General features: G+C 73.9%; 12 protein-coding genes and 1 pseudogene. 5 read left to right on the top strand and 8 right to left on the bottom strand.

What is annotated here, in order from left to right; translation table 11 throughout:
* Positions 1-88 precede the first annotated feature (88 nt).
* From GKC29_RS07845 to GKC29_RS07830, 4 genes are read right to left on the bottom strand one after another with little or no spacing between them, the layout of a single operon-like run.
* Complete coding sequence (locus GKC29_RS07845) at positions 89-2038, bottom strand: NADH-quinone oxidoreductase subunit L (protein ID WP_155330197.1); 1950 nt, start codon at positions 2036-2038, stop codon at positions 89-91.
* Complete coding sequence (gene nuoK, locus GKC29_RS07840) at positions 2035-2382, bottom strand: NADH-quinone oxidoreductase subunit NuoK (protein ID WP_155330196.1); 348 nt, start codon at positions 2380-2382, stop codon at positions 2035-2037. Before nuoK ends, GKC29_RS07845 begins: the two co-directional genes overlap by 4 nt.
* Positions 2379-2969, bottom strand: coding sequence for an NADH-quinone oxidoreductase subunit J (locus GKC29_RS07835; protein ID WP_155330195.1), 591 nt, complete (start codon positions 2967-2969; stop codon positions 2379-2381). Before GKC29_RS07835 ends, nuoK begins: the two co-directional genes overlap by 4 nt.
* Positions 2966-3613: an NADH-quinone oxidoreductase subunit I gene (locus GKC29_RS07830; protein ID WP_155330194.1), complete on the bottom strand. Its 648-nt coding sequence runs from the start codon at positions 3611-3613 to the stop codon at positions 2966-2968. The genes GKC29_RS07835 and GKC29_RS07830 overlap by 4 nt, the downstream gene beginning before the upstream one ends.
* A gap of 144 nt (positions 3614-3757) precedes the next feature.
* Between GKC29_RS07830 and GKC29_RS07825 the strand changes: the two genes are divergently transcribed.
* The gene (locus tag GKC29_RS07825) at positions 3758-4819 is read left to right on the top strand and encodes a glutathione S-transferase family protein (RefSeq protein ID WP_370463320.1); all 1062 of its coding nucleotides are present in this window, start codon (positions 3758-3760) and stop codon (positions 4817-4819) included.
* Between the two features lie 53 nt (positions 4820-4872).
* On the opposite strand, the gene GKC29_RS07820 is transcribed toward GKC29_RS07825, so the two are convergent.
* Together GKC29_RS07820 and GKC29_RS29860 are read right to left on the bottom strand one after the other, a co-directional pair.
* On the bottom strand, positions 4873-5835 hold the full coding sequence (locus GKC29_RS07820; protein WP_155330193.1) for a complex I subunit 1 family protein: 963 nt from the start codon (positions 5833-5835) through the stop codon (positions 4873-4875).
* A 260-nt stretch (positions 5836-6095) separates the two neighbouring features.
* Positions 6096-6767: pseudogene (locus GKC29_RS29860) on the bottom strand (NADH-quinone oxidoreductase subunit C); the annotation flags it as partial.
* A 109-nt stretch (positions 6768-6876) separates the two neighbouring features.
* On the opposite strand from GKC29_RS29860, the gene GKC29_RS07810 reads away from it, so the two are divergent.
* On the top strand, positions 6877-7923 hold the full coding sequence (locus tag GKC29_RS07810) for a glucose 1-dehydrogenase (RefSeq protein ID WP_196255834.1): 1047 nt from the start codon (positions 6877-6879) through the stop codon (positions 7921-7923).
* Positions 7924-7965: 42 nt separating this feature from the next.
* Here the strand turns inward: GKC29_RS07810 and GKC29_RS07805 are convergent, their stop codons facing one another.
* Positions 7966-9282, bottom strand: coding sequence for a DUF2252 domain-containing protein (locus GKC29_RS07805; protein ID WP_155330190.1), 1317 nt, complete (start codon positions 9280-9282; stop codon positions 7966-7968).
* A gap of 191 nt (positions 9283-9473) precedes the next feature.
* Positions 9474-10055, bottom strand: a complete 582-nt coding sequence (locus GKC29_RS07800; protein ID WP_155330189.1) for an NADH-quinone oxidoreductase subunit B — start codon at positions 10053-10055, stop codon at positions 9474-9476.
* 133 nt (positions 10056-10188) lie between these two features.
* Here GKC29_RS07800 and GKC29_RS07795 point away from each other — a divergent pair, with 133 nt between their 5' ends.
* The 3 genes from GKC29_RS07795 (at position 10189) to GKC29_RS07785 (ending at position 13119) form a co-directional block, all read left to right on the top strand.
* Positions 10189-10755 carry an RNA polymerase sigma factor gene (locus tag GKC29_RS07795; protein WP_155330188.1) on the top strand — a complete coding sequence of 189 codons (567 nt, stop codon included), beginning with the start codon at positions 10189-10191 and terminating at the stop codon, positions 10753-10755.
* A complete protein-coding gene (locus tag GKC29_RS07790) occupies positions 10748-11977 on the top strand; it encodes a hypothetical protein (RefSeq protein ID WP_155330187.1) in 1230 nt (409 codons plus the stop codon). Before GKC29_RS07795 ends, GKC29_RS07790 begins: the two co-directional genes overlap by 8 nt.
* A gap of 194 nt (positions 11978-12171) precedes the next feature.
* Positions 12172-13119: a hypothetical protein gene (locus GKC29_RS07785; RefSeq protein WP_155330186.1), complete on the top strand. Its 948-nt coding sequence runs from the start codon at positions 12172-12174 to the stop codon at positions 13117-13119.
* The last annotated feature ends 47 nt before the right edge of the window (positions 13120-13166 follow it).

Genomic DNA, 13166 nt, shown 5'->3' with positions numbered 1-13166 from the left:
GGCTCGCAACCCCGGCTCACTCCTCGCGCTCACGGTGCCACCTCAGTTCGCGACTGCGGGGCTCGCAACCCCGGCTCACTCCTCGCGCTCACGCCACGCCTCCGATCAGGGCGGCGGCCAGCCCGATCAGCAGCGCGCCGGCGAGCACGCCGGCGGCGGCCCGCGGCAGCGCGGCCCGGTGCAGCGCGGCCAGCCCGCCGCCGAGGCCGAGCACGGCCCGGCCGCTGCCGGTGACCGCGCCGTCCACCACCACCTCGTCGGCGGTACGCGTGGCCACGGCGAGCGCGGTCGCCGGCCGTACGACGAGGGTGTGCTGGACGTCGTCGAGCCGGAACGCGCGGGCGAACAGCGGCCGGAGCGGACCCAGCGTGGCGGCCGGGTCGCCGGCCGGGTTCCGCCGCCAGCGCGCCCAGGCGAGCCCCGCACCGAGCACCAGCAGGGCGAGCGGAAGCAGCACCGCCGGGCTGAAATGAACCAGCGGCTCGGCCGGCAGCAGGTCGGACGGCTCCCGGGTGGCCGGCGGCACCGGCCGGAGCCGCTCGGCGAACGCCCCGGCGAACCCGGCCAGGCCGAGCAGGGCGGCCGGGACGGCGAGCAGCAGCACCGGCCAGCGCATCACCGCGGGCGGGTCGTGCGGCTCGACCAGCGGGGTGCGGGCCTCGCCGAGGAACGTGCGCAGCAGGAGCCGCGTGGCGTACCAGGCGGTGACCGCGACGCCGACCAGCCCGGCGAGCCAGACCAGCCAGCCGACCCAGGCGGCGGTCGGGCCGGCGCCGTGCAGGGCGGCCTGCTCCGCCGCGTACAGGACGCCGTCCTTGCTGAAGAAACCGGCGAGCGGCGGCAGCCCGGCCAGCGCGCCCAGGCCGATCACCGTGCACCAGAAGGTCACCGGCATCGTGCGCCGGAGGCCGCCCATCCGGGACATCAGGGTGGTGCCGACCGCGTGGATCACGGCGCCGGCGGCGAGGAAGAGCAGCGCCTTGAAGGCGGCGTGGGTGAGCAGGTGGAACAGCGCCGCCTCGGGCGCGCCGACCGCGAGGGCGCCGGTCATGTAGCCGATCTGGGAGACCGTCGACCAGGCGAGCACGCGTTTCAGGTCGTCCTGCGCGGTGGCGGCGAGCGCGCCGAGCAGGAGGGTCACCGAGGCCAGGACGCCGAGAACGGCCAGCGTGACCGGCGCCTGCGCGAAGAGCGGGTACAGGCGGGCGACCACGTACACGCCGGCCGCCACCATCGTCGCGGCGTGGATCAGCGCGGAGATCGGGGTGGGGCCGGCCATCGCGTCCGGCAACCAGGTGTGCAGCGGGAACTGGGCGCTCTTGCCGGCCACCCCGGCGAGCAGGAGCAGGCAGGCGGCGGTGAGCGTCCCGGTGGGGTGGTCGTGGTTGAGCACGTCGGCGATCCGGAAGCTGCCGGCGGAGACGCCGAGCAGCGCGATGCCGAGCAGAAAGCCGACGTCACCCACCCGGGTGACCAGGAACGCCTTCATCGCGGCGGCGGGCGCCTCCGGCAGCCGGCGGTCGTGGGCGATCAGCAGGTACGAGCAGATGCCCATCACCTCCCAGCCCACCAGCAGCAGGATCAGGTCGCCGGAGACCACCACCAGCAGCATCGCGGCGGTGAAGAGGCTGACCTGCGCCGCGTACGGCGGGTAGCGGTGGTCGACGTCGACGTCGTCGTGCGGGCCGCGCTTGAGGTAGCCGATCGAGTAGACCTGCACCGCGAGGGCCACGGCGGCGACCGCGACCGCCACCAGCGCCACCGCCCCGTCGAGCCGGACGCCCAGGGAGACGGTCAGCCCGCCGAGGTCGACCCAGGTCCAGGAGGCCTCGGTCTGCCGGTCGAGGGTGGCCAGCAGCGCCAGCGCCAGCAGCAGGGAGGTCGCGGCGCCGGCCACGCCGAGCGCGACGGCGACCCGCCGCGCCGGCGCCTCACCGGCCGCCACGCGACGCGGCGCGGGTGGGAGAAGCAGGCCGAGCAGGCCGGCCACCAGGGGTACGGCGGGCAGCAGCGCGCCGAGCAGGACGGGTGTGCTCACCGCTGCGCCCCGATCCGGCCGGCGCCGGCCGGGGCCGGCGGCTCGGTCAGCGGCACCTCGTCCACGGCGACGCTGGCCCGCAGCCGGTACAGCTGGAGCACGATGGCCAGCCCGACGCCCACCTCGGCGGCGGCCAGCACGATCACGAACAGCGCGAAGACCTGACCGCCGTGCGGCAGCTCCGACCGGACCGTGGTGTCGGCGGTGACCAGGACCAGGTTCACCGCGTTGAGCATCAGCTCGACCGCCATCAGCACCAGGACCGCGTTGCGGCGGCGGAGCACGCCGTACACGCCGAGACCGAACAGCAGCGCGGCGGTGACGTACGGGATGACCGGCCTCATCGCGACCGCCCGTCCCCGACGGCCGGTGCGGCGTCGGTGCGGCCGGACGGGACGCCGGAGCGGCCGCTGCCGGCGGCCCGGTCGCCCGGCGGGCGGCCGATGTCCGGCCGGGACAGGATGATCGCCCCCACCAGGGCCGCGAGCAGCAGCACCGACAGCACCTCGAACGGCAGCACCCAGCTGCGGAAGATCTGGTCGCCGATGCGGCCCGCGGTGCCCGGCGCGGGCAGCTCCACCGACGACCACCGGTACGCGTCGACCAGCAGCGCGGCGAGCCCGAGCCCGGTGCCGCCGCCGATCAGGGCGGCCGGCCAGCCCGGGCGGTCCAGGTCGTCGGAGGCGCCGATCGGGGCGCGGGTCAGCATCACCGCGAACAGCAGCAGCACCACCACGGCACCGACGTAGATCAGCACCTGCACCCAGGCCACCAGCTCGGCGGTGAGCACCAGGTAGATCCCGGCCACCGCACCGAGGCAGACCACCAGGTAGAGGCCGGCTCGGACCAGGTGTTTCGTGGCGACCACCAGGACACCGGAGCCGACCGCCACCGCGCCCAGGGCGAGCAGCAGCACGTCCGCGGCGGTCACGACGCGGCGCCTTCCCCGTCGCCGGTGGCGTCTCCGGCGGGACCGGGCTCGGGGCGTACCGCCGGGACGGCCGGACGGGCGGCGGGGCTCGCCGGGACCGCGGCCTTGCGCGCGGCGGCGCTCTCCTCCTTGGCCGGCTCACCGTTCGGATCGTGCGCGGGCGGCGGCGGCACGCTGCCCATCCACTGCCCGAGGTGGTCCTTGTCGTGCAGGAGATCCTTGATGTCGTACTCGGCGTACTCGAACTCCGGCGACCAGTAGAGCGCGTCGAACGGGCAGACCTCGACGCAGATGCCGCAGTACATGCAGAGCGAGAAGTCGATGTCGAACCGGTCGAGCACGTTGCGCTGGCGGGGGCGGGCGGCGCCGGGCACCGACACCTCCTCCTTGTGCGAGTCGATGTAGATGCACCAGTCCGGACACTCGCGCGCGCAGAGCATGCAGACCGTGCAGTTCTCCTCGAGCAGTGCGATCACCCCGCGGGAACGCGGCGGCAGCTCGGGGGCGACATCCGGGTACTGCTGGGTGGTCGAGCGGCGGGTCATCGTCTTCAACGTGACCGCGAGCCCCTTGACCAGGCCCGCCCCGGGCAGGCCGCGCTCGCCGGCGTCAGTGCGCTCGCTGGGGTCGCTCATGCCGACCATCCTGCCCTGTGCCCCCGGCGCGCGCGACCACCACCCGGGGGTCGGTGCCGTGATCCGGGGCGGGCGATCCGCGCGGTCGGCGCGCCCGCCGGCCCGGCGGCGGCCATGATGGGACGAGGACTCGCGGACATCGGAGGAGACGGCGTGACCGAGGGTACGGCGGCGGCCAGCAACGAAGAGGTGCTCATGCGCACCGGCGGGAAGTACGTCGAGCCGGGCGGCGAGTTCACCCGGGACCAGCGCTACATCGCCACCCGGATCACCGCCGACGGGCGCGACGGCTGGCCGGTGGAGCCGGGACGGTACCGGCTGGCCGCCAGCCGCGCCTGCCCGTGGGCCAACCGGCTGGTCATCGTCCGGCGGCTGCTCGGCCTCGAGGACGCCATCTCCCTGGCGCTGGCCGGCCCGACGCACGACAAGCGGAGCTGGACGTTCGACCTGGACCCGGGTGGGCGGGACCCGGTGCTCGGCATCGAACGGCTGGCGGACGCGTACTTCAAGCGCTTCCCCGGGTACGACCGGGGCATCACCGTGCCGGCGCTGGTCGACGTGCCGACCGGGCAGGTGGTGACCAACGACTACGCGCAGATGAGCCTGGACCTGTCGACGGAGTGGACGGCGTACCACCGTGACGGGGCACCCGCCCTCTACCCGGAGCGGCTGCGGGACGAGATCGACGAGGTCAACAAGGTGGTCTTCGCCGACGTCAACAACGGCGTCTACCGCTGCGGCTTCGCCGGCAGTCAGGAGGCGTACGACAAGGCGTACCGACGGCTGTTCGACCGGCTGGACTGGCTGAGCGACCGGCTGGCCGGGCAGCGCTACCTGGTGGGGGACACGATCACCGAGGCGGACGTGCGGCTGTTCACGACGCTGGCGCGCTTCGACCCGGTGTACCACGGCCACTTCAAGTGCAACCGGAGCAAGCTGACCGAGATGCCGGTGCTGTGGGCGTACGCGCGGGACCTGTTCCAGACGCCCGGCTTCGGCGACACGATCGACTTCGACGAGATCAAGCGGCACTACTACGAGGTGCACCGCGACATCAACCCGACCGGTGTGGTCCCGCTCGGCCCCGACCTGTCGAACTGGCTGACGCCGCACAACCGCGAGGAACTCGGCGGTCGCCCCTTCGGCGACGGCACTCCCCCGCCCCCGCCGCCGGTGACGGAACGCGTCGACCCCGCCCACACCCCGCTGCGCTGAGGTGTTGGGAAGGGACCCTTTCCCTACCGCAGGCGTTAACAGGGGGCCCTTCCTTACAGGGCGACGCGGACCGCCGCCGTCAGGACCAGCTGGGCCAGGGACGCGGGGACCAGGACCAGCCAGCACAGGCGCTGGAGCTGGTCCTCGCGCAGGCGCGGGTAGCTCACCCGGAGCCAGATGATGACGAAGCTGACGGCGAAGACCTTCAGCAGCGTCCAGAGCCAGCCGAGCTGCGCGTCGGCGAACGGGCCCTGCCAGCCGCCGAGGAACAGCACCGTGGTCAACGCGGCGATCACCACGATCCCCACGTACTCGGCGAGCAGGAAGAACGCGAACCGCAGCCCGGTGTACTCGGTCAGGTAGCCGAAGACCAGCTCCGAGTCGGCGATCGGCATGTCGAAGGGCGGCCGCCGGATCTCGGCGAGCCCGGCCACGAAGAAGATGATCATGGCGGGGGCCTGCCAGAGCAGCCACCACGGCTGCCACGCCTCGACGATGCCGGGCAGGCTGAGCGTGCCGGCCGCCATCGCCACCGACGCGGCGGCGAGCACCAGCGGCAGCTCGTAGCCGAGCAGCTGGGCGGCACCGCGCAGCCCGCCGAGCAGGCTGTACTTGTTGGCCGACGCCCACGCGGACATCAGCACCGCCACCACGCCGACGCCGACCACGGCCAGGACGAAGAAGAGCCCGATGTCCAGCGGCTGCCCGACCAGGTCGCCCGGCCCGAGCGGGATGACCAGCAGCACCAGCAGGTACGGCACCAGGGCGACGACCGGGGCGAGCCGGAACACCGGCCGGTCCGCCTCGCGGGGCGTCACGTCCTCCTTCTGCACGAACTTCACGCCGTCGGCGACGAGCTGCGCCCAGCCGTGGAAGGCGCCGGCGTACATCGGGCCGAGGCGCCCCTGCATGTGGGCCATCACCTTGTGCTCGGCCTGACCGACGAGCAGCGGCAGGGTGAGGAAGGCGACCACCACCCCGCCCACCCGTAGCAGCAGCTCAACCCAGAGCGGCATCAGGTCGTACCTCCGTCGTCGTCGGCCCGCTCGGTCGCCGCCGGTCCGCTCGGCGACGGGCGGTCGGCCGGCGGGCCCGAGCGCGCCGGACCGTCGCCGGGCCCACCCGTGGCGCCGGGCAGCGGACCGGTGTCGGTCCCGGCCGGCCGGTCACCCCGCGCCGGGGAAGCGCCGGCCTCGACGGGTGGCTCCGCGGCGGCGCCGGGCGCGCGCGGGTCGGCGGGCGCCGGGCCGTCGGGCCGAGGGGTACGCGCCGGGCGGGCGCCCGGCGCGGGTCGCGCGGGTCGTTCCCGGGCCGGCCGGGCCGGCACCCCGCCGCGCGGCCCCTCACCGACGCCGGCCGCCCCGGCGGGCGCGGGCGTGGTGCCCCACTCGCCCGGGGCGGGTACGCCCGGCGGGCGGATCGGGCGGCGGCCCCCGCCGGCCTCCGACTCGCCCGGTTCCTTCGCACCCGGCCAGGGCTTGGCGACCCGGGAGGCGAGGACGAACTCCTTGCGCAGCGGGTGCCCCTCGAACTCCGGCGGCAGCAGCAGCGGCTTCAGATCGGCATGGCCCCCGAAGTCGATGCCGAACATCTCGTGCGTCTCGCGCTCGTGCCAGGCCGCCCCCGGGTAGACGGGGACCACCGAGGGGACCGCCGGCGCGTCCCGGGGCACCCGGGTGCGCAGCAGGAGGCCGTGCCGGCGGGTGGTGGACCACAGGTGGGCGACCACGTCGAACCCGCCCGCGAGCTCGTCGACGGCGGAGAGCCAGTCGAAGAAGTCGCAGGCCAGTTCGGTGTCGTCGCGGGCCGCGCGCAGCGCGTCGGGCCAGCTCGCCGGCGGCACGTCGACCGTGGCACGGGCGTGCTCCTGGCCGCCGGAGACCGACGTGGTGACCTCGGCCGGCGCGAGCAGCGCGGCCAGCCGCTGGCCGACCTCCTCCGGAGTCATGCCGCTGATCCTATGACCGGAGCCGACGCGGCGCGTCGGGCCGCCCGCCCCGGCGGCTTCTGCCGCATTCCGGAGGCGCACCGCCGCCGCCCGGGGAAAGATGAGGGCCGTGCGCGCTGTGACTGTGGCTCCCGGGGTCCCCGACTCGCTGCGCCTCCTGGACGACTGGCCCGAGCCGGCCCCCGAGGAGGGAGCGATCCTGGTCGAGGCGCTCGCGGTGGGCATCTGCGGCACCGACCTGGAGATCATCGCCGGGCACTACGGCGAGGCCCCACCGGGCCAGGAACGGCTGGTCATCGGGCACGAGGCGCTGGGCCGGGTGCTGGAGGACCCGACGGGTTCCCTGGAACCCGGCGACCTGGTGGCCGGCGTGGTGCGGCACCCCGACCCGGTGCCCTGCCCCAACTGCGCGGTCGACGAGTGGGACATGTGCCGCAACGGGCGGTACACCGAGCACGGCATCAAGGGGCTGCCCGGCTTCGCCCGGGAGCGGTGGCGGGTGCAGCCGAAGTTCGCCGTGGGGCTCGACCCCGTCCTCGCTCCGGTGGGGATGCTCCTGGAGCCGGCCAGCGTGGTCGCCAAGGCGTGGGACCACATCGAACGGATCGGCAACCGCGCCGAGTGGAACCCGCAGACCGTGCTGATCACCGGCGCCGGACCGATCGGCCTGCTGGCGGCGCTGCTCGGGACCCAACGCGGACTGACCGTGCACGTGCTCGACCGGAACACCACGGGACCGAAGCCGGACCTGGTCCGGGCGCTGGGCGCCACGTACCACACGACGCCCGTGAACGAGCTGGACTTCAACCCGGACGTGCTGGTGGAGTGCACCGGCGCGCCCGTGGTGGTGCTGGACGCGATGTGCAAGGTCGGACCGAACGGCATCGTGTGCCTGACCGGCGTCTCCAGCGGCGGCCGCACCATCGACTTCGACGCCGGCGCCCTGAACCGGGAGCTGGTGCTGGAGAACAACGTCGTCTTCGGCTCGGTCAACGCCAACCGCCGGCACTGGGACCAGGCCGCCGAGGCGTTGGCCCGGGCCGACCAGTCGTGGCTCAACTCGCTGATCACCCGCCGGGTGCCGATGTCCGACTTCGCCGTGGCGTACGAGCACACCGGTGAGGACATCAAGGTGATGCTGGACTTCACCTCCTGAGCGGCGCCGGCCGGCCGCGCCGGACGGCCGGCACGCCCCCGCTCAGATGCCGGGCAGCCGGCCGTTGCGGAACACGTCCACGAAGAGCTGGTGGTCCTGCCGCGTGCGGACGCCGTACCGGTGGGCGAACTCGACCAGGTGCGCGACGAACCCGTCGGTGTCGTCACCCACCGCGGCCACGATCGCCTCCTCGGTGGAGTAGTCGACCAGGTCGTGGCTGGACTCGTCGTCGGCGACCGAGTGCATCCGGGCGACCGCGTGGCCCAGGTGACCGAGGACGTTGGCCAGTTCCTCCGGCTCGTTGACGTCGGCCCAGTCGAGGTCCGCCGCGTACGGGGAGACCTCGGCGACGAGCTGACCGACCCCGTCCAGCTCGGTGAAGCCCAGCCACGGGTCCGCGTACGCCTGCAGGGCCCGCTGGGACTCGGCCGTGCGGTGCCCCTGGTGCCGGAAGTAGCCGCGCACCGTCTCGTCGGTGATGTGCCGCGCCACCGCCGGCACCTGCGCCTGCTTCATGTAGAGGACGACGTCGTTCTCCAGAGCCTGGGTGTGCCCCTCCAGCAGCAGGTTGTACGACGGCAGCCCGGCCGACCCGATGCCCACCCCCTTGCGCAGCACCACGTCCTTGATCTGCGCGGCGACCGGCCGCAGCTTCGCCGCCGACGGCGGCCGGGTGTCCAGGTAGTCCTCGTAGGCGGCGCAGACCTTGTCCCGGGTGTCCCGGTCGATCTCGAAGACCCCGTCGCCGAGGGAGAACCGCCGCTCGTAGTTGTCGATGGTGGTCTGCCCGGCCAGCAGCTCGACCCGGGTGTTGAGCCGGGCCTGCTGGAGCACCCGCAGCAGCACCCCGTCGGCGGTGGCCAGGGTGATCGAGCCGATCGCGTCGTCCCCGCCGGTGGCGATGCCGCGCAGCTCGGCGAGGTACGACCGGGCGAAGACGCCGACCAGGTCGCTGATCACGTCGTCGGAGAGCGCCTTGGCGTACCCGAGGAGCGCCACGCTCGCCGCGAAGCGCTTCACGTCCCAGGAGAAGGGCCCGACGTACGCCTCGTCGAAGTCGTTGACGTTGAACACGAGCTGCCCGGAGGCGTTCATGTACGTGCCGAAGTTCTCCGCGTGCAGGTCGCCGTGGATCCACACCCGGCTGGTCCGCCCGTCCAGGAACGCGTCGTCGGCGAAGTCGCCACGCTGGTCGGCGTAGAAGAGGGCGGCGCTGCCCCGGTAGAAGGCGAACGGCGAGGCCGCCATCTTGCGGAACTTGCGGCGGAACGCCGCCGGGTCGAGCGCCATCGACTCCCCGAACTCCTCGGTGAGCACGTCGACGATGAAGGCGGAACGCCGGTCCGCGGAGTCGGTCATGGTGCGCACGCTAGCGCCCACCGACCACCCCGAGCCGTCGGCCGACCGCCCAGTCCGCCTCACCGGATCGGTCACCGGCCTTCCCGCTGCGGCCGGCGCGGGCTCCGGGCCGCCAGGGCCGGTGTCGACGTTGTCGGTCGAGCCGGGCGGAGCCGCAGGCCCGCCCGGGACTCGACGCGGGGCCTGGGGCGTCAGGCCGACGCGGGCGGGCGGACCGGCGGGGCGGTGAGGGACTCGGCCGAGCGCGGCCCGGTGCCGTCGCGGGGCGGGGCGGGGACCGGCGGGGCGAGCGCGTCCGGGCGGGCGACACCGCCCACGCCGGAACTCTCGGCGGCGATCTTCTCCTGGAGGCGCAGGATGCCGTGCAGCAGCGCCTCCGGCCGGGGCGGGCAGCCCGGCACGTAGACGTCGACCGGGATGAGCTGGTCGACACCCTTGGTCACCGAGTACGAGTCCCAGTACGGCCCGCCGCAGTTCGAGCAGGCGCCGAACGAGATGACGTACTTCGGCTCGGGCATCTGGTCGTACAGCCGCTTGATCGCGGGCGCCATCTTGTCGGTGACGGTGCCGGAGACCACCATGAGATCCGCCTGGCGGGGACCGTGGGCGAACGGGATCACCCCGAGGCGCATGAAGTCGTGCCGGCTCATGCTGGTGGCGATGAACTCGATGGCGCAGCAGGCGAGGCCGAAGTTGAAGACCCAGAGCGAGTAGCGGCGGCCCCAGTTCAGGACGAACCGGATCGGCTCCCCGAGCACCGCCGGCAACTGCACCTCGGGCCTCCCCTCGCCTGTCCCCGATCTGACAGTCAACCACAACTGGCCGGCGGCAACCGACGCAACCGGCGCCGGCGTCGAGGCGTGTGACGAGCGTGCCGCGACGCGGCCGCCACACGGGGAGGACCAGGTGACGGTGACGAGGGAGCAACGGGTCGACGAGCCACCCCCCGACCGGACGACCATCCGGCCGCCGCGCGGTGGACGACGTGACGGCGTCGACTTCGACGAGCTGTACCACGCCCACTTCCGGTCGCTGACGGTTCAGCTCGCCGCGTACTGCGGCGACCTGCAACAGGCTCAGGACGTCGTGCAGGAGGCCTTCTGCCGGGCCTTCGCCCGGTGGTCCCGGGTCGCCCGCTACGACGACCCGGTCGCCTGGGTACGCCGGGTCGCCTGGAACCTCGCGACCAGCCGGTGGCGCCGGTTGCGGACGGCCCAGTCCTGGCTGCGGCGCCAGCGGGAGGAACACGTGGCCGGGCCGAGCCCGGACCGGGTCGCGTTGACCGCCGCGCTTGCGCACCTGCCCCCCGCCCAACGCCGGGCGGTGGTGCTGCACTACCTGGCGGACCTGTCGGTGACGCAGATCGCCCAGCAGGAGGAGGTGCCCGAGGGCACCGTCAAGTCGTGGCTGCACCGGGGCCGGGCGGCGCTGGCCGCACAGCTGAGTGGCGTCGGAGGTGGCGACGATGAGTGAGGTCGAGGACATCCTGCTCGGCGCGGAGTTCGCGACGTACCGGGAGGCCGCCGTGACGGCGGTGCACCCGGCGGGCCCGCAGGCGGTACGGGAGACGGTCCGCCGACGGCACCGGCGGGCGGCGGTCACCGTCGCGGCGGCCGTGGCGCTCGCGGTGGCGGTCCCGGTAGCCGCGCACGCCACGCTGGACCGCCGCGGCGGCGCGCCGCCCGTGCCCGGAGAGACACCGGCGCCCACCTCGTCCGCGCCAGGTCCCTCGCCGATTGCGCCCACGCCGACGCCGAGCACCGCCGGCCCGCCCCTCGGGCCTCCGGACGGTCGGATCACACGTCCCCAGCTGCTGGCCGCGAAGCTGAGCCTGCCCGCCTGGCGGGCCGGCCCCGGCTGTCCGACCGAGGGGATCCGGCTGACCGCCGACGCCCGCGAGGAGACCAACACGCTGCTGGCACTGGACCACGGCGACGCCGACGGTGACGGCGCGCCGGAGACCGTGGCGCTGGTGCAGTGCGTGCTCGGTACCGGCGGCCCGATGCAGGTGGTGGCGTTCGACCGGGACGAGCGCGGCGAGATCGTCACCGTCGGCCAGGTCACCCGCACCGTACGCTCGGGTCCGCAATGGATCCTGGGGCTCGAGGTGACCGGCGCCGGGGTCGTCCGGGTGGAGGTGGCGGACCTGGCGCCCGGCGGTGGCTGGCCGCTGGACTGGTCGCAGCGCCAGTGGCGGGGCTACCGCTGGACCGGTGACCGCTTCACGCAGGTGGCCGGTCCCACGTCCTTCGGGCCGAACCCGCACCTCTCCGAGGCCCCGGCCGAGCGCGCCGACGCGTCGATCACCACGCCCGCCACGGCGACGCTGATCCGGCAGGACGACGGCAGCTTTCTCGGGCGGCTGACGGTGACGGTCCGGTGGAACGGCGACGCCGCGCACGAGTACCTCTACGTCGAGGCCATCAACCTGCCGAAGGGGGTGGTGATCCGGGGAGTCGAGCCGCCAGACCTGCCCAGCTTCCACACCTGGTTCACGGTGCCGGGTGGCGCGTTCCGGAAGGGCGAGGAGCGGACGGTCGACGTGCTGCTGCGGGCCGAGCCGGGAACCGCGCCGGGGGCGCTGGGAGTGACGACGGTCCAGGTAGCCACCCGACAGGGCGGGGAACTCGTCGCCGATGCCCACCCCACGGACAACACCGCGTCGTTCTCCATGTCCGCCGTGGACGGCGGCTGAGACCGCCTGACCTTCCCGGGTACGGCCCGTCGGACAGCACCGACGGGCCGTACCGCATTCCGGGTGGGCCTGCCGGGCGAAAGTGTCGGATCGCGGACCGTCAGGCGTGCAACCGGCGTCCCGGGCTGAGCGTGCTACCGGCGATGCGCGACGGGAACACACCCGCGCGCCAACGGGGATCACGGGAGGATTTCATGACCACACGCACGGGCCACCGCGCGGCGATCGCCCTGCTCGGTGCGGCGACCGCGCTGTTCGCCCTCGCCGCGCCCGCCGTCGCGGCACCCGACCGGAAGGCCGCCTCGCTGGACGTGGGCCGGCTGGTACTCGACCCGACCGACCGCGGTTACCGGGGCAGCCTGCCGGTCACCGTGACCAACCTCGGCACCACCGCGACCTACTACAGCGTCACGTTCGTCGAGCCGGTCGGCGGCTCGTTCGAGGGGCTGACGCCGGAGGAGGCCTGCGTCTTCAACGGGCTGGTGGACAACCGGCGGCAGATCAACTGCATGGTGCCGGGGTCGCTCCTCGAGCCGGGTGAGCGGCGGAGGTTCACGGTGAACTTCCACGCGCTCACCCCCACCCGGGACGTCGCGATGACCATCAAGGGTGGCCTGATCTCGGTGAACAGCGGCGACGGTCGTGACGACGTCGCCGACCGGGAGCGGTTCACCACGTTGTTCCGGTCCACCACCGGTTCGCTGCGCAACCCGGTCCCGTACGTCCAGGACCAGCAGGCCGACGTGTCGATCACCACGGCCGGCGCGGTCACCCTGACCCCGCAGGAGGACGGCAGCTACCTCGGGCGGCTGCCGGTCACCGTCACCTGGGACGGGGACGCGGCGCACGAGCACCTCTCGGTCGAGGCCATCGGCCTGCCCGCGGGGGTCATGATCTGGGGGACCGACCCGCAGGACCTGCCGAGCTTCTTCACCTGGTTCGCGGTACCGGGTGAGCAGTTCATCGACGGTGAGACCCGCACCTTCGACGTGCTCCTGCGCGCCGAGCCGGGGACCGCGCCCGGCGCGCTGGGCACGGTGACGTTCGACCTCGACACGATGTGGGACGGGAACGTCGTCCCCGACCCGGACCCGGCGGACAACACGGCCTCGTTCACCGTGACGGTGGCCGCCGCGAGCTGAGACCGCGATGGTGGAGCCGGGGGGCCGTGCGGCCACCCCGGCTCCGT

The sequence above is a fragment of the Micromonospora sp. WMMC415 genome, assembly GCF_009707425.1.
Lineage (GTDB): Bacteria > Actinomycetota > Actinomycetes > Mycobacteriales > Micromonosporaceae > Micromonospora.
This window is presented reverse-complemented; position numbering and strand designations above follow the sequence as displayed.